Origin of the sequence: Streptomyces sp. enrichment culture (assembly GCF_964273145.1) — a bacterium.
Taxonomy (GTDB): Bacteria; Actinomycetota; Actinomycetes; order Streptomycetales; family Streptomycetaceae; genus Streptomyces.
Genome location: NZ_OZ186873.1, coordinates 4,790,852 through 4,807,789, shown reverse-complemented (window position 1 = coordinate 4,807,789; position 16,938 = coordinate 4,790,852). Strand labels below are relative to the sequence as shown.

Annotated in this window: 10 protein-coding genes; 2 read left to right on the top strand and 8 right to left on the bottom strand. The window is 73.3% G+C overall.

Annotated features, from left to right (window positions below):
- Positions 1 to 51: 51 nt before the first annotated feature.
- The 4 genes from ispG to ACSU6Z_RS21740 all read right to left on the bottom strand — a co-directional run bounded on the left by ispG (position 52) and on the right by ACSU6Z_RS21740 (position 6,052).
- Positions 52 to 1,209: a flavodoxin-dependent (E)-4-hydroxy-3-methylbut-2-enyl-diphosphate synthase gene (ispG, locus tag ACSU6Z_RS21755; protein ID WP_437047969.1), complete on the bottom strand. Its 1,158-nt coding sequence runs from the start codon at positions 1,207 to 1,209 to the stop codon at positions 52 to 54.
- A 172-nt stretch (positions 1,210 to 1,381) separates the two neighbouring features.
- Entirely contained in the window at positions 1,382 to 2,674 is a 1,293-nt protein-coding gene (locus tag ACSU6Z_RS21750) for a M50 family metallopeptidase (protein WP_437050416.1), read from the bottom strand.
- A gap of 8 nt (positions 2,675 to 2,682) precedes the next feature.
- Positions 2,683 to 3,939: a 1-deoxy-D-xylulose-5-phosphate reductoisomerase gene (gene dxr, locus ACSU6Z_RS21745; RefSeq protein WP_437047968.1), complete on the bottom strand. Its 1,257-nt coding sequence runs from the start codon at positions 3,937 to 3,939 to the stop codon at positions 2,683 to 2,685.
- Positions 3,940 to 4,111: 172 nt separating this feature from the next.
- Positions 4,112 to 6,052, bottom strand: coding sequence for an acyl-CoA dehydrogenase family protein (locus ACSU6Z_RS21740; RefSeq protein ID WP_437047966.1), 1,941 nt, complete (start codon positions 6,050 to 6,052; stop codon positions 4,112 to 4,114).
- Between the two features lie 348 nt (positions 6,053 to 6,400).
- Here ACSU6Z_RS21740 and ACSU6Z_RS21735 point away from each other — a divergent pair, with 348 nt between their 5' ends.
- Positions 6,401 to 7,414, top strand: coding sequence for a LacI family DNA-binding transcriptional regulator (locus ACSU6Z_RS21735; protein ID WP_437047964.1), 1,014 nt, complete (start codon positions 6,401 to 6,403; stop codon positions 7,412 to 7,414).
- Between the two features lie 153 nt (positions 7,415 to 7,567).
- Positions 7,568 to 9,610 (top strand): glycoside hydrolase family 31 protein, encoded by a 2,043-nt coding sequence (locus tag ACSU6Z_RS21730; protein ID WP_437047962.1) that lies wholly within the window; start codon positions 7,568 to 7,570, stop codon positions 9,608 to 9,610.
- A gap of 49 nt (positions 9,611 to 9,659) precedes the next feature.
- On the opposite strand, the gene ACSU6Z_RS21725 is transcribed toward ACSU6Z_RS21730, so the two are convergent.
- The 4 genes from ACSU6Z_RS21725 to ACSU6Z_RS21710 are packed head-to-tail and all read right to left on the bottom strand — an operon-like array spanning position 9,660 to position 16,808.
- The gene (locus ACSU6Z_RS21725; protein ID WP_437047960.1) at positions 9,660 to 10,376 is read right to left on the bottom strand and encodes a glycoside hydrolase family 12 protein; all 717 of its coding nucleotides are present in this window, start codon (positions 10,374 to 10,376) and stop codon (positions 9,660 to 9,662) included.
- Between the two features lie 35 nt (positions 10,377 to 10,411).
- On the bottom strand, positions 10,412 to 12,613 hold the full coding sequence (locus ACSU6Z_RS21720; protein WP_437047958.1) for a glycosyl hydrolase family 95 catalytic domain-containing protein: 2,202 nt from the start codon (positions 12,611 to 12,613) through the stop codon (positions 10,412 to 10,414).
- Entirely contained in the window at positions 12,610 to 14,589 is a 1,980-nt protein-coding gene (locus tag ACSU6Z_RS21715) for a beta-galactosidase (protein ID WP_437047956.1), read from the bottom strand. Before ACSU6Z_RS21715 ends, ACSU6Z_RS21720 begins: the two co-directional genes overlap by 4 nt.
- Positions 14,589 to 16,808, bottom strand: a complete 2,220-nt coding sequence (locus ACSU6Z_RS21710; RefSeq protein WP_437047954.1) for a 1,4-beta-glucanase — start codon at positions 16,806 to 16,808, stop codon at positions 14,589 to 14,591. The genes ACSU6Z_RS21715 and ACSU6Z_RS21710 overlap by 1 nt, the downstream gene beginning before the upstream one ends.
- Positions 16,809 to 16,938: the final 130 nt, after the last annotated feature.

Genomic DNA, 16,938 nt, shown 5'->3' with positions numbered 1-16,938 from the left:
GGGCGCCGCCCCCAGGTCCTGCCCCGTGGGCGGCGCGGGGAGGGGCGGGGGTCAGCCGGCGACGGACACCGACGGTTCGCCGGAGGCGACGCCGTCCTTCTCCATCTGCTCGGCGATCTTCATGGCCTCTTCGATCAGGGTTTCCACGATCTTGGACTCGGGGACGGTCTTGACGACCTCGCCCTTGACGAAGATCTGCCCCTTGCCGTTGCCGGAGGCGACGCCGAGGTCGGCCTCGCGGGCCTCGCCGGGCCCGTTGACGACACAGCCCATCACCGCCACCCGCAGCGGCACCTCCATCCCCGTCAGACCGGCGGTGACCTCCTCGGCCAGCTTGTAGACGTCGACCTGGGCGCGGCCGCAGGAGGGGCAGGAGACGATCTCCAGGCCGCGCTGGCGCAGGCCCAGGGACTGCAGGATCTGCAGGCCGACCTTGACCTCCTCCACCGGCGGGGCCGACAGCGAGACGCGGATGGTGTCGCCGATGCCCTGGGAGAGCAGCGCGCCGAAGGCGACGGCCGACTTGATGGTGCCCTGGAAGGCCGGACCGGCCTCGGTCACCCCCAGGTGCAGGGGGTAGTCGCACTGGGCGGCGAGCTGGCGGTAGGCCTCGATCATCACGACCGGGTCGTTGTGCTTGACGGAGATCTTGATGTCGCGGAAGTCGTGCTCCTCGAAGAGGGAGGCCTCCCACAGCGCGGACTCCACCAGCGCCTCGGGGGTGGCCTTGCCGTACTTCTGCAGCAGCCGCTTGTCCAGGGAGCCCGCGTTCACGCCGATGCGGATGGGGGTGCCGTGGTCCCTGGCCGCCTTGGCGATCTCCTTGACCTGGTCGTCGAACTTCTTGATGTTGCCCGGGTTCACCCGCACCGCCGCGCATCCCGCCTCGATGGCGGCGAAGACGTACTTGGGCTGGAAGTGGATGTCCGCGATGACCGGGATCTGCGACTTCCTCGCGATGACCGCCAGCGCGTCGGCGTCGTCCTGCGTGGGGCAGGCGACCCGGACGATCTGGCAGCCCGAGGCGGTCAGCTCCGCGATCTGCTGGAGCGTGGCGCCGATGTCGGAGGTGCGGGTCGTCGTCATGGACTGCACCGAGACGGGCGCGTCCCCGCCCACCGCCACGGATCCGACCTGGATCTGCCGGCTCTTCCGGCGCTCGGCGAGCTTGGTCGGAACGGACGGCATGCCGAGAGAAATCGCAGTCATCTGCTGTGCAACCCCAAGTCGTGGATCAAGCTCCGGTCCCGTCAGCGGGCGGGCTCCAGGCTTCGAGATTACGACACGTGCTCCGGGCCGGGCACACCGCGCCCGCCAAACCCCCACCTTCGGCGGACGTCCCGGCAGGAGAGCCTGCCGGGACGTCGTGAACGCGTGGTGTCTAGGAGATCCTCACCGGGTTCACCACGTCCGCGATGAGCACCAGGATCGTGAAGCAGATGAAGATCCCGGCCACCACGTAGGCCACCGGCATGAGCTTGGCCACGTCGAAGGGGCCCGGGTCCGGACGCCGCAGCAGCTTCGCCGTGTGGCGGCGCAGGGACTCCCACAGGGCGCCCGCGATGTGGCCGCCGTCGAGCGGCAGCAGCGGGAGCATGTTGAACAGGAACAGGGAGAGGTTGAAGCCGGCGACCAGCATGACGAACATGGCCAGCTGCTGGGTCGGCGGGATGTCGAGGGTGGCGATCTCGCCGCCGACGCGGGCGGCGCCGACGACGCCCATCGGGGAGTCCGGCTCGCGGGGGCCGTCGCCGAAGGCCGCGTCCCACAGGGCGGGGATCTTGCCGGGGAGGGCGGCCAGGGAGTCGACGGCCTCCCCGATCCGGTCGCCCATCCAGGTCACGGACTCGCCGAAGTCCTGCTTGACCACACCGGTGGCCGAGCTGAAGCCGAGGAAGCCCGCGGTGACGTACTCCCCCTCCACGATCTGTCCGTCGGAGTCCTTCTTGGCGACCTTGTTGGTGGCGATCCGGGCGTGCAGGGTCACCTGGCGGCCGTCGCGTTCGACGACGATCGGCACGTCCTTGCCCGGGTTGGCGCGGATGAGGTCGGACAGCTCGTCCCAGGTGTCGGTGCGGACGCCGTCGAAGGAGACGATCTCGTCGCGGGCCCTCAGGCCCGCGGCGGCGGCCGGGGAGGCCGGGTCGGTCTTCTTGCAGTCGTCGCGGTTCTCGGTCTGGGCGATGACGCACTGGGAGACCGAGGCGACGGTGGTGGTCTGCTGGGAGATGCCGAAGCCCATCAGGACGGTGAGGAACAGCGCCACCGCCAGGATCAGGTTCATGAACGGGCCCGCGAACATCACGATGACCCGCTTCCACGGGGCGCGCGTGTAGAACAGGCGGGTCTCGTCACCCGGCTCGAGTTCCTCGAACGCCGCCGAGCGGGCGTCCTCGATCATGCCCCGCCAGGGGGAGGTGGAGCGGGCCTCCAGCCGGCCGTCGGGGCCGGGCGGGAACATGCCGATCATGCGGATGTAGCCGCCGAACGGGATGGCCTTGACGCCGTACTCGGTCTCGCCCTTCTTGCGCGAGAAGATGGTCGGGCCGAAGCCGACCATGTACTGCGGCACGCGGATGCCGAACATCTTCGCCGTGGACAGGTGCCCCAGCTCGTGCCAGGCGATCGAGAAGAGCAGGCCGATGGCGAAGACGACTATGCCGAGGATGAACATCAGGGTCGTCATGCACGGGCCTCCGCCGTCTGTGCCGCCAGTTCCCGGGCGCGGGCACGCGCCCAGGCCTCCGCTTCGAGGACGTCCGCGACGGTGAGCGGGGTTCCCGTGCGCGGCGTGCCGTGTTCCTCCACGACCCGGGTGACGGTCTCCATGATCCCCAGGTACGGCAGCGTGCCGGTCCGGAAGGCCTCGACGCACTCCTCGTTGGCGGCATTGAACACCGCGGGGGCGGTGCCCGCGAGCTCGCCGACGTGCCGGGCGAGGTTCACCGCGGGGAACGCCTCGTCGTCGAGGGGGAAGAACTCCCAGGTGGAGGCCTTGCTCCAGTCGAAGGCGGGTGCCGCGTCGGGGACGCGTTCGGGCCAGCCGAGACCGACGGCGATGGGGCCGCGCATGTCGGGGGGCGTCGCCTGGGCCAGGGTCGAGCCGTCCGTGAACTCCACCATCGAGTGGACGTAGGACTGCGGGTGCACGACGACCTCGATGCGGTCGAAGGGGACGTCGTACAGCAGGTGCGCCTCGATGACCTCCAGCCCCTTGTTGACGAGGGTCGCGGAGTTGATCGTGATGACCGGGCCCATCGCCCAGGTGGGGTGGGCCAGGGCGTCCTCGACGGTGACGCGTGCGAGCTCTGCCCGGGTCCGGCCGCGGAACGGGCCGCCGGAGGCGGTGACGACCAGCTTGCGCACATCGGCCCGGGTGCCGGCGGCCAGGGCCTGGAAGAGGGCGGCGTGCTCGGAGTCGACCGGGATGATCTGCCCGGGTTTGGCGAGGGCCTTGACCAGCGGGCCGCCCACGATGAGCGACTCCTTGTTGGCGAGCGCCAGGGTGCGGCCCGCCTCCAGGGCGGCCAGGGTCGGGGCGAGGCCGATGGAGCCGGTGATGCCGTTGAGGACGGTGTGGCACTCGGAGGCGGCGAGGTGGGTGGCCGCGTCCGGGCCGGCGAGGATCTCGGGGAGCGGCTCCCCCGTGCCGTACCGCGCCCGCAGGGCCTCCCGCAGCGCCGGTACGGCGTCCTCGCGGGCTACCGCCACGGTCCGCGCCCGCAGCCGGTGCGCCTGCTCGGCCAGGAGGGCGACCCGGGCGCCGTTCGCGGACAGGCCGGTGACCCGGAAGCGGTCGGGATTGCGCAGCACGAGGTCGATGGCCTGGGTGCCTATCGACCCGGTGGAGCCGAGGATCACCACGTCCTTCGGGCCGTCTCCCGCCACCGGGTCGTGGACGAGGTGCGGGTCGGCGAGGGGGGCAGGGCTGTCGCTCATCCCCCCATTGTGGCCGCTGCCGCCGTCCGGCAGGACGGCGCGTCCCCCGCGCGGGACGGCGCGTCCCCCGGGCGAGGGACGCGCCGTCCACCCGGAGGACGCCCGGGGACGCCCGGGGACGGGCGGGAGCGGCCGGGGGCACCCGGGCGTGACCGGAGGCGCCCGGGGCCTCTCACCCGATGGGGCGGTGCACGTTCTGCCGCCGGCTCGGGCCCGGCGCGGCGTCGGCGATCCAGGGGCCGTCGCCGGACGGGTCGAGGACGCCTTCCTCCAGCCAGGCGTACGTGCCCGACAGGACGCCCTTGACGACCGTGCGGTCGAGGTCGTCGGTGTTGGTCCACAGCCGGCCGAAGAGCTCCTCGACGCGGATGCGGGCCTGGCGGCAGAAGGCGTCGGCGAGCTGGTACGCCTCGCGGCCGTGGTCGCCGCGGCCGCGCAGCAGCTCGGCGCGGACGCAGGCGGCGCTCATCGCGAACAGCTCCGCCCCGATGTCGACGATCCGGCCGAGGAAGCCCTGCTTGGTCTCCATCCGGCCCTGCCAGCGGGACATGGCGTAGAAGGTGGAGCGGGCCAGCTTGCGGGCGGTGCGCTCGACGTAGCGCAGGTGGACCGAGAGGTCGACCTCGTGCTTGAACTCGCCGTACGACGTCGGCAGCTGACCGGCGCCCGCGACCAGTCTCGGCAGCCACCTGGCGTAGAAGGCGCCGGCCTGTGCGCCCGCCCTCGCCTTGTCGGACAGGGACTTGTCGGGGTCGATGAGGTCGCCCGCGACCGACAGGTGGGCGTCGACCGCCTCGCGGGCGATGAGCAGGTGCATGATCTCGGTGGAGCCCTCGAAGATCCGGTTGATGCGCAGGTCGCGCAGGATCTGCTCGGCGGGGACCGCGCGCTCGCCGCGGGCGGCGAGCGAGGCCGCCGTCTCGAAGCCGCGTCCGCCGCGGATCTGGACCAGGTGGTCGGCCATCAGCCAGGCCATCTCCGAGCCGTACAGCTTGGCGAGGGCGGCCTCGATGCGGATGTCGTTGCGGTCCTCGTCGGCCATCTGGGAGGACAGGTCGAGGACGGCCTCCAGGGCGAAGGTCGTCGCCGCGATGAACGCGATCTTGGAGCCGACCGCCTCGTGCAGCCCGACGGGCCTGCCCCACTGCTCGCGGGCCGCCGACCACTCGCGGGCGATCTTCAGGCACCACTTGCCGGCACCGACGCACATCGCGGGCAGCGACAGGCGGCCGGTGTTGAGGGTGGTCAGGGCGATCTTCAGGCCGGCGCCCTCGGGGCCGATGCGGTGCGCGGCGGGGACGCGGACCCGGTGGAAGCGGGTGACGCCGTTCTCGATGCCGCGCAGGCCCATGAAGGCGTTGCGGTTCTCGACGGTGATCCCCTCGGAGGCGGCCTCGACGACGAAGGCGGTGATGCCGCCCTTGTGCCCCTCGGACTTCGGGACGCGGGCCATGACGACGAGCAGGTCGGCGACGACGCCGTTGGTGGTCCACAGCTTGACGCCGTCGAGGACGTAGTCGTCGCCGTCCGGGACGGCGGTGGTGGCCAGGCGGGCCGGGTCGGAGCCGACGTCGGGCTCGGTCAGCAGGAAGGCGGAGATGTCCGTGCGGGCGCAGCGCGGCAGGAACTCCTCCTTCTGCTCCCGGGTGCCGAACTGCTTCAGCGGCTGCGGCACGCCGATCGACTGGTGGGCGGAGAGCAGCGCGCCCACCGCCGGGCTCACGGAGCCGACCAAGGCGAGGGCCTTGTTGTAGTAGACCTGGGTCAGGCCGAGGCCGCCGTACTTGGTGTCGATCTTCATGCCGAGGGCGCCGAGTTCCTTGAGCCCGTCGATCACCTCGTCGGGGATCCGCGCGTCACGCTCGATGAGGGATCCGTCGATCTTGGTCTCGCAGAAGTCGCGCAGCTTGGCGAGGAACTCCTCGCCGCGCTGGACGTCCTCGTCGGCCGGGAGCGGGTGGGGGTGGATGAGGTCGAGGCGGAAGCGGCCGAGGAACAGCTCCTTGGCGAAGCTGGGCTTGCGCCAGTCCTGTTCCCGGGCCGCCTCCGCCACCCGGCGGGCCTCGCGTTCGGTGACGACGGGCCGGGAGGAGGGGGTGGGTGGTGCGGACATGAGGCTCACCTCGCCGCGCATCGGGATCGTCGGGGGGCGTCCACGAGGACCGGGCGGGTCCGCCGGCCGGCGGTCCGGCCGGTCCGGCACTTGCGGACGTACGGTACGAGTCGGTGCTACTGGATCGTATGTACCTGATCCAGGGCGGTTCCACCAGCCTTCGTACGGCCGTTCGGCCGATGGTCCCGCGGCGGGACGGCACGGGCGCGGAGGTGGGAGAACGTGGTCGTCGAAGCGCTTCGACGACCTATGGACTTACCGACCCGCCGGAGCTACTGTCGGACCACTCAAGCCCACCCTGTAGGTCCCCGCGCATTGTCGAAGCGCTTCACACAGCTTGGAGAGCGGATGGTCACCCTCGCCGAGGTCGCCCAGCACGCCGGAGTCTCGGCGAGCACGGTGAGCTATGTCCTCAGCGGCAAGCGGTCCATCTCCTCGACCACCCGGCAGCGGGTCGAGGAGAGCATCAGGACCCTGGGTTACCACCCGAACGCCGGCGCCCGCGCCCTGGCCAGCAGCCGGTCGAACATCATCGCGCTGATGATTCCGCTACGCACGGACATCTACGTACCGGTGATGATGGAGATCGCCGTCGCGGTGGCCACCACCGCGCGCACGCACGGGTACGACGTGCTGCTGCTCACCGGCGAGGAGGGCCCGGACGCGGTGCACCGCGTCACCGGCAGCGGGCTGGCCGACGCGATGATCCTGATGGACGTCCAGCTCGACGACGAACGGCTGCCGCTGCTGCGCGGCGCCGGCTTGCCGTCCGCGCTGATCGGCCTGCCCGCCGACCCCTCCGGCCTGACCTGCGTCGACCTCGACTTCCGGGCGGCCGGTGCCCTGTGCCTGGGACACCTGGCGGCGCTGGGCCACCGTGACATCGCTGTCATCGGTGAGGCGCCCGCGGTCTACGAGCGGCACACCGGCTTCGCCGAGCGCACCCTGGAGGGGCTGCGCGGCCGGGCGCGGGAGCTGGGGCTGCGGCTGCTGCACCGCCCGTGCGAGGGCGGGTACGACGCGATGGCCGTGACCCTCGCCCGCGTCTTCGACGAGCGTCCGGGCACCACCGGGTTCGTCGTGCAGAACGAGTCGGCCGTCGAACCGCTGCTCGCCCTGCTGCGCCAGCAGGGCAGGGCGGTGCCCGAGGACGTGTCGGTGGTCGCGATCTGCCCCGACCAGGTCGCCGTCCAGGCCTCGGTGCGGCTGACGTCGGTCGCCGTCCCCGCGCAGGAGATGGGCCGGCGGGCCGTGGAGCACCTGGTCGCCAAGTTGGACGGCCGCGGCGGCGACGAGGTCGTGCTGCTCGCGCCCGAGCTGACGGTCCGGGCGAGCTCGGGACCGGCGCCGACCGCCTCCTGACCCCCCGCCCCTTTCCGCGCCTCTCCCCCGCCCCTCGCCCCTTTCCGCACCCCTCCCCCGTCCGCCTCCCCGTTCCGCCCAGCGCTTCCTCCGCGTGTTCTCCCTGCCCACCGCGGCACTTCCCCGTCTGCCCTTCCTCCAGGAGCACTCCACGTGACGTCGCCCGCCGAGAACCAGACCCAGGTCAGCCTCGCCCAGTCCTCCCCCACCGTCGGAACGTTCCGCGAGCGGGACGGCGCGCTGGAGTGGAGCGGCCGCCAGGAGACCGTACGGATCGAGCCCTGGGGGCCGGACGCGGTCCGGGTCCGGGCCCGGCTCGGCGGCCCGGTCCTCCAGGGGCTGCCGGGGGCGCTGCTGGAGGACGCCCCGCCGACGGCGTACACCGTCGAGGTCGAGGACGGGGCCGGGCGGCTGACGGTCGGCGCGCTCACCGTCGTCGTCGACGCCGAGGGCATGATCCGCTTCACCCGCACCGACGACGGCACGGAACTGCTGGCCGAGGAGCGCGCCCACTTCTGGTGGCCCGGCCCTCGCCTGTACACGGCGGTCGGCAACGGGCACCACCGGCTGGAGCAGCGGTTCGCCGCCTACGACGGCGAGAAGCTGTACGGCCTGGGCCAGCACCAGCACGGGCACCTGGACCAGAAGGGCCTGGTGATCGACTTGGTGCAGCGCAACGCCGAGGTCGGCATCCCCGTGCTGACCTCCAGCCGCGGCTACACCCTGCTGTGGAACAACCCGGCGATCGGCCGGGTGGAGCTGGCGCACAACGGCACCCGGTGGGTCGCCGACTCCGCCCGCCAGATCGACTACTGGATCACCGCGGGCGACCCGGCCGGCGCCCAGCGCCGCTACAGCGCGGTGACCGGGCGCACCCCGATGCTGCCGGAGTGGGCGGCCGGCTTCTGGCAGTGCAAGCTGCGCTACCGCACGCAGGACGAACTCCTCGCCGTCGCCCGGGAGTACAAGCGCCGGGGCCTGCCCATCGACGCGATCGTCTGCGACTTCTTCCACTGGACGCACCTGGGCGAGTGGAAGTTCGACCCGAAGGAGTGGCCGGACCCGGCGGCGATGGTGCGCGAGCTGGACGAGCTCGGCATCAAGCTCGTCGTCTCCGTGTGGCCGTCGGTCTCCCCGCTGAGCGAGAACCACCCGGTGATGGAGCAGCGCGGTTACTTCATCGGCACCCAGTACGGCCCGATGGCCCACGCCGACTGGCCCGACAAGGAGGTCGCCTCGACGGTCCAGGTGGCCTTCTACGACGCCACCAACCCCGAGGCCCGCCGGTTCGTGTGGTCGAAGGTGAAGGAGAACTACCTGGACCCGTACGGCATCTCGGCCTTCTGGCTGGACGCCTGCGAGCCGGAGCTGAAGCCCGGCTTCCCGGAGAACCTGCGCTACTGGGCGGGCCCCGGCCTGGAGGTCGGCAACCTCTATCCCGCCGAGAACTCCCGCACCTTCTACGAGGGCCTGCGCGCGTCCGGCGAGGAGGAGGTGATCACCCTCAACCGCTCGGCGTGGGCGGGCAGCCAGCGCTACGGCGCCGCCCTGTGGTCCGGCGACATCGGCACCGACTTCGCGACCCTGCGCCGCCAGATCGCGGCCGGCCTCAACACCGCCCTGTCGGGCATCCCGTGGTGGAACACGGACATCGGCGGCTTCCACGGCGGCGACCCGGACGACCCCGCCTACCGCGAGGTGATGATCCGCTGGTTCCAGTTCGGGGCGCTCTCCCCGCTGATGCGCCTGCACGGCTTCCGCGACCCGGGCATGCCGCTGGGCCCGGAGATGACCGGCGGCCCGAACGAGGTGTGGTCCTACGGCGAGGAGGCGTACGGGATCCTCACCGCCTACCTGCGGCTGCGTGAGCGCCTGAAGCCGTACGTGCTGCGGGTGATGCGCGAGGCGCACGAGGAGGGGCTGCCGGTGATGCGGCCGCTGTTCCTGGAGTTCCCCGGCGACCGGGCGGCCTGGTCGGTGGACGACGCCTACCTCTTCGGTCCCGACCTGCTCGTCGCCCCGGTGCTGACGGCGGGCGCGACGCGGCGCACGGTCCACCTCCCGGCGGGGGCGCGCTGGACGGACGCGTGGACGGGCCGGACGTACGAGGGCGGGGCGGCGGTGACGGTCGACGCCCCGCTGGAGCGGATCCCGCTGTTCCTGCGCGACGGGGCCGAGCTGCCGGTCGTGGAGTGAGCGCGCGGGGGCCGGTCCCGGGCGGGACCGGCCCCCGCGGCGGGCGGGATCAGCCGCCGCTGACGGTCAGGTTGTCGGTGGTGAAGTCCAGCCCGCCGGGCGACGAGGTGATCTCGTAGCCGAACTGCACGTCGCCGATGGTCTCGTTGCCCATCCAGCCCTTGGTGTCCTTGATCCACTTCAGGACCGGCAGGATGTTCACCGTGCCGGAGGTGGAGTCGGAGGTGCGCAGGAACGAGAAGACCTCGTTGGCGCCGTTGTTCCCCTTGTAGACGTTCCAGGTGTGGCCGCCGAGGGTGACGCTGCCCTGGGCGGTGCCGAGCGGGCCGACGGCCCCGTTGTGGTTGACCCAGAGCATGATCTCGTAGTCGTAGTCGGTGTCCCAGATGTCGTACGACGTGTTGTACGCGCCGGACGACGGGACGGTGACGTTGTAGCTGCTGGTCAGCGAGGTGAGCGAGGTGATCGGCTTGTTGATCACCTTCTTGGCGTTGGGGTAGGACTTGATGCCGCCCGTGCCGGGGTGGTCGGCGCGGACGCCCCACCTGGTGCCGGAGTCGGCCCAGATGCACTGGCTGCCGGCGCCGGAGCCCCAGATGTTGTTGTAGAGGGTGTAGCCGTTCAGGGTCGTGTTGCCCCACTGGTCGCAGGAGTTCCAGACGGCGGCGTGGGCGGGGGCGGCGGCGAGGCCGGCCGTGGCGCCGAGCGCCAGGGCCAGGGCCAGCAGGGCCTTGACGATGCGGCTCGACGTGCGGGGTGCTGCCATGGTGTCCCTTCCATGGGTGGGGGGAATGACGGGGGTCACCGCGTCCGCAGTGTGAGGACGCGGTCCTCTCCGGCGACGAGGTCGAGCGGTTCGGCGCCGGTGGGGGTCCGGAGTTCGACGCGGCGGCTGCGGGTGGGGCGCAGGACCGCGGTGGTGCCGTGCGGGGTCCAGGTGAGGTCGAGGGTGGCCCCGAACCGGGTCCGCACCCCGCGCAGCGCACCGCTCGGGTACGCCGCCGGCGGCGCGGGCAGGAGGACCAGCCGGCCGGGCGTCGACTGCACGAGCATCTCGATCAGCACGGCGGGCAGGGTGTGCGCGGCGTCGGCGTTGTAGACGTCGCGGCCCGGGTAGTGCGCGCTCATCAAGGAGGCGTGGAAGTAGTCGCCCTCCAGGACGGCGGCCAGGGCGCGGGCGGCGTGTGGGGCGTCGCGGAGCCGGGCCGCGATCAGGGCCTGGTGGAGGTGCCCGTGCGCGGAGTCGTTCTCGGCGCCGCGCAGGCGCAGGGCGCGGTGGGCGGCGGCGGCCGGGCCGGGGGTGTCGTAGGGGTTGATCTCGTCCAGCGGCCAGACGCCGTAGAGGTGGCTGAGGTGGCGGTGGTCGTAGGAGTCCTCCAGGCCGGGCCAGGCCCACTCGGCCAGGGCGCCGTCCTCGTTGATCCGGTGGGGCGGGATCCGGCCGGCGAGGGCGCGCCAGCGGTCGGCGTCCGGGGTGCCCGGGTGGTAGTCGGCCGCGGTGAGGAGGGCGTGGCGGGCGGCGGAGAGGTCCATGGCGGCGTTGATCGCGCCCCAGCTTCCGTTCGCGGGCCGGTTCTCCGGCGAGTAGGAGGGGACGGCGACGACGTGGCCGTCGACGTCGGAGGGGGTGAGGAAGTCCTCGTAGAAGCGGGCGGTCTCGGCCAGGGCGGCGGCGGTGCGCGGGTCGCGGGTGCCGTGGACGTCGTCGTGGTCGACGAGCGGCTTGAGCAGCCAGTCGGCGCCGGCGGTCCACAGGTGGAGGGGGTACTCGCGGTTGAAGTGGTAGGAGTGCCCGCTCTCGCCGTCGGAGTGGGCGGGGGCGACCACGCCGCGGGTGCCGAAGATCTCGCGGGCGTTGTCGCGCCAGTGGGGGAGCTGCCGGTGGACGAGGCGGGCGTGGGCCTCGGTGACCTCCGGGAGGGCGGCCGCCGCGGCGGAGGCCGTCTGGAGGTTGAGGTTGGCGTCGGCGGTGAAGGCACCGGACCAGGCGGTGTCCCAGTCGCCGGTCCACAGGCCGGTCAGGCGGGGCGGGTTGAGGCCGCTGGAGGACAGCAGGTGGTAGCGGCCGGCCGCGAAGAGCCGTTCCGCCAGCGCCGCGCTGCGGGGGCGGCGCAGCAGTTCGGAGCCCGGCAGGGCGCGTTCGGCCGGGTCGGCGGCGAGGTCCAGGGTGACGCGTTCGTAGGCGGTGCGGTGCAGGGCGAGGTGCCGGGCGAGGAGGTCGTCGTACGGCCGGGCGGTCAGCAGGTCGCGCAGGGCGCGGCCGTCGGCCACCGTGTCCCGGTCGCCGGTGTGGCGGTGGACGCGGGTCAGCAGGAGCAGTTCCCGGGCGCCCTCGACGCGCACGCCGGGGGGTGTGATCGTCACCGTGCCGCCCGTGACGGCGGCCAGGGTGACGCCGGTGCAGGCGAGGTCGCTGCCGGGGTAGCGGGCGCGCAGGGTCAGCAGGGCGCCCTCGGGGGTGAGGACGGCTCCGTGGGCGATGCCCAGGCGGGCGGGGGCGCCGGGCAGGTGCGGGTCCAGGCACAGGTCGAGGGAGAGGTGCCCGGCGGTGACGTGCTGGACGACGACGTCGTCGGCGCGGGAGACGAAGACGCGGCTGCGCCATGCGCCGGCGACGGCCTCCGTCTCGCCGGTGGCGAAGTCGACGCGGCGGCGGTACCCGTGGCCGGTGCCGGGCGGTTTGCGCAACCGGGTCTGGAAGGCGGGGTGGAAGGGCCGCACCCAGCGCAGCGGGCGGCCGTCGGTGAAGGACTCGGCGGCCGTGAGGTCCCCGGACAGCAGGCGTTCCCGCAGCGCGGGCAGGGCGGCGGCCAGCCGGGGCGGGCGGCGCTGCTCGTCGTCGCCGACCGGGCGGACGAGGCTGTGGTGGGTGACGACGACCCGGTCGTCGTCCGGGTCGCCGTACACCAGGGCGCCGTGGTGGCCGTTGCCGCTGAGGAAGGCGTCCTCCCAGCGGGCGGCCGGGGCCGGTTCCCACGTTCCGTGGACGAGGCGGCCGGTCATGAGGCGAGCACCGCGACGCCGTGGCGGCCGAGGGCGACCCGGCCGGTGACGGTCTCGCCGGTCAGCAGGTCGCGGTGGGTGCCCGGCACCTCGACGGTCACCGGCGCGCGGCCGTGGTTGAGGAGGAACAGGGCCTCGCCGCGGCGGACGGCCTCCACGCCGGCCGGCAGCCCGTCGAGCACCGGGCGCACGCCCGCCTCGGCGGCGACGCGGGTGAGCAGGGTGCGCAGCGCCTGCGGCTCGGGGAGGGTGGAGACGTACCAGGCCCGGCCCTTGCGCAGGACGGCGGGCAGCCCGTCGAGTTCGCCGCCCCGGTAGGCGAGGGTCTCGTCGGCGGTGCCGTCGGGTTCGATCTCCTCCGACCACAGCGTGCCGCGCCAGTCGCCGCAGTCGGCGCTCTCCGTCTCCTCCAGCGGCCACCACTCGTGCAGGGTGCGGATGCCGAACAGGGCGCGCAGCCGGGCGTCCATGCCGCCGGGCCGGATCCGGTCGTCCTGGTCGGCCACGCCGGTCAGGAATCCGCAGACGAGGGCGCCGCCGCCGCGGACGTGGGCGAGGAGGTTGTCGACCGCCGCGTCGGTGAGCGCGTACAGCTGGGGCACGACCACCACCTCGTACGGCGTGAGGTCGTGCTCGGGGTGGGCGAAGTCGGTGGGCAGGTTCGCCTCCCACAGGGCGCGGTGCCAGGCGCGCAGGATCTCCGGGTAGTCGACCCGGGCGGACGGGTGGGCCTCCTGGGCGCCGGCCCACCAGGAGTGCCAGTCGTGCAGGACCGCGATGTCCGCCCGGACGTGCCGGCCCTCCACCGCGGGCGCGATCGCCGCCAGGTCGGCGCCGATCCGCCGGACCTCCTGGAAGGCGCGGCCCCGTTCCCCCGCGTGGCCGACCATCGCGGAGTGGAACTTCTCCGCGCCCTGCCGGGACTGCCGCCACTGGAAGTAGCAGACGGCGTCCGCGCCGCGGGCGACGGCCTGGAGGGACCACAGGCGGTTCAGGCCCCGCGGCTTGGGCGGGTTGACGCGGCGCCAGCCGACCTGCCCGGTCGCCTGCTCCATGAGCATCCAGGGGCCGTGCGCCTGGGAACGGGTCATGTCCTGCACCAGGGCGCCGTGCTGGGCGCCGAGGGGGTCGCGCGGGTCGGGGTAGAGGTCGACGGAGACGACGTCCTCCTCCTCGGCCCAGCGCCAGGCGTCCTGGCCGAACCACAGCGGCATGAAGTTGGTGGTGACCGGCAGGTGCGGGGTGTGGCGGCGGACGATGTCGCGTTCGGCGGTGTAGCACTCCAGGAGCATGTCGGAGGTGAAGCGCCGGAAGTCCAGCACCTGGGCGGGGTTCTTCAGGTAGTGGGTGCGGCGCGGCGGCACGACCTCCTCCCAGTCGCCGTAGCCCTGGCTCCAGAAGGCGGTGCCCCAGGCGGTGTTGAGGGCGTCGAGGGTGCCGTACCGGTCCCGGAGCCAGGTGCGGAAGCGGGCGGCGGCCTCGTCGCCGTAGTCGTAGGTGCAGTACTCGTTGTTGATGTGCCACATGGTGAGGGCGGGGTGGCCGGCGTAGCGGGCGGCCAGGGCCTCGGTGATCGCGGCGGCGTGGCGGCGGTAGGCGGCGCTGGAGTGGGAGAAGTGCTGCCGGCCGCCCCACCACTCGACGTGGCCGTCCTCGTCGCGGGGCAGGGTGTCCGGGTGGAGGCGGCCGAGCCACGGCGGGGGCGAGGCGGTGGGGGTGGCCAGGACGACGCCGATGCCGTTGCCGTGCATCAGGTCCATCAGGCGGTCCAGCCAGCCGAAGTGCCGCTCGCCGGGCCGCGGTTCCAGCTTCGACCAGGAGAAGACGCCGAGGGTGACGGAGTTGACGCCGGCGTCCTTCATCAGCCGGACGTCCTCGTGCCAGGTCTCCTCGGGCCACTGCTCGGGGTTGTAGTCGCCGCCGAAGAGGAGGCGGCCGCGGGTGGCGTCGCCGAGGTTCGGGGTGCGGTTCGGCATCAGACCGGCTCCCCGTACTGGATGCCGCGCCCGTTGGTGGCGAGGTAGACGCGGCCGTGGACGCGGGGGTCGCCGGTGATGGTCTCGCCGGTCCAGCCCCATTGGTGGGCGTCGTCGTTGATCCGCACCCACGTCCTGCCCTCGTCGTCGGAGCGGTGGACGGCGGTGAGGACGGCGTCGAGGGAGCCGACCTGGTAGATCGCCGGGTAGTGCGCGCCGTCGGCGGCCTTGCCGAAGCCGAGGGTGTGCGAGGTACGGCAGCTGGTGACCTTGCGGAAGGCGGCTCCGCCGTCGGTGGAGCGGTACAGCCCGTTCTCCTTCGTGCTCAGCCACAGGTCGCCGGAGCGGCCCGGTGCCGCGACCAGTTCGTACTGGCTGTCCCCGGCCGGCAGGCCGGTGGCGCGGGCGGTGAAGGAACGGCCGCCGTCGGTGCTGGCGTACAGCGTCCCCGTGCCGGTGTCGTAGGCGTAGAAGCGCGCCGGGTCGACCGGGTCGGCGACCGGTGTGGCGCCCTGGGGGAAGGAGGGGACCTCGGTCCAGGTGGTTCCGTTGTCCGCCGAGCGGTGGGCCGGGTACTTCGTGCCGTCCCAGTGCGCGAAGGACCACAGCAGCACGCTGCCGTCGGCGTTGGCGGCGATCGGCCCCGGCGCGTCCTTGGCGAGGGGGGGCTGGGCCGCGAAGGGTTCCCAGGTCCGCCCGCCGTCGTGCGAGAAGGCGCCGTTGCCGTGGTCGCCCCAGCCCGTCCGGACGACGTACGCCGGTCTGCGCGCGGCCTGCGCCAGTCCCGTGGCCGAGCCGAAGACGGGGTCGGCCGCCATGCCGCGCGAGGGGGAGGCGGTGAGCCGCTCGTGGTACATCACGCCGATGTCCCGCGAGCCGCTCAGCAGGTGCGCGGCCCCGGCCGGGGGTGAGATCAGCTGGGTGACGGACGCCTCCTCCAGGCCGCGGATCCACGGGGCCCAGTGGGTCAGGTCCCGCGTGCCGTAGATGGTGGCGCCGGTGCCGTAGGCGATGTGCCGGGAGTCGTACGGGTCGACGGCCAGGGCCTGGATCCACCAGCCGAACTTGGGCTCGTCGCCGCCCCACTTCAGGTACGGCGTCTCGGAGACGTCGAGGACGGCGGAGTCCTTCAGGGAGGTCCAGGTCCGGCCGCCGTCGGTGGTGCGGAAGAGGGTGTCGACCGCGGCCCAGCGGTTGTTGGTGGAGACGACGACGGTGCCGGGGCGGCGGGCGTCGACGGCGACGCCGCCGTAGCCGAAGGTGTCCGCCGAGCCGTCGGCCGTCGTACCGCCCGGCCGGACCGGCGTGACCTCGGTCCACGTCCCGTCGGTGGTGCGCAGCTTGTGCACGCTGCCGGTGGACTGGCCGTTGGGGCCGGGCGCGTCGGCGTACGTCACGTACAGCTCGCGGGCGTGGGCGTCGTAGGCGGCGCGGACCGGGACCCGGGCGGCGGCGCCGGCCGGCTGTCCGGGGACGGGGTGCCAGGTGGTGCCGTCGGTGGTGCGGTAGAGGTTCGGCGCGGTGCCGCCGGCGTCGCCCCAGCCGGCGTAGACGGCGCGGCCCGCGGCGACGAGGAGGGTGACGCCCTGGCCGGTGGCGGTGGGGGCGGGCGGGAAGCCGGGCACCGGGGCCCAGCTCGCGCCCCGGTCGGTGGACTTGAGCAGTCCGTCGTGCCGGGTGCCCAGCCACAGGGTGTCGCTGTCGCGCGGGTCGACCAGCAGGCGCTCGCCGGTGCCGCGGCCGTCCTCGTTGGCGCCCAGCTTGACGGTGAGGTCGGTGCGCCGCCAGGTGGCGCCGCGGTCCGTCGAGCGCAGGATGGCACCGTTGCCGGCCCAGGGCTGGGCGTAGGTGCCCAGGGCCAGGTAGAGGCGGTCGGGGTGGGCGGGGTCGACGGCCATCGCCTCGACGCCGAGCAGGTTCCAGTCGTCCCAGCCGAGGTGGTCCAGGAGCGGGACCCAGCGGGCGGCGCGGCTCTCCCAGCGGTAGGCGCCGCCGATGTCGGTGCGGGCGTAGGCGAGGCCGCGGGCGGACGGGTGGAAGAGGACGCCGGTGACGAAGCCGGTGCCGCCGATGACGACGTTGCGCCAGCGGTAGGCGGCGGCCCGGGCCGCGCCGCCGGCGGCCTGTGCGCGCCCGGGGGCGAGCGGGACGGCGGTGAGCGCGGCGCTCGCCGCGGTCCCGGCGAGAACGGCGCGGCGACTCAGACGGGACGCGTACATGACATACCTCGTTCTGTGCGGCTCGGGGGCGGGAGAGGGCGGGGAGGAGAAGGGAGGAAGGGAACGCGGCCGAGGTGCGGGGAGGGTGGGACCGTCGCGGCCGGCCGCCGGCGGGTGCGGGCCGGCCGCG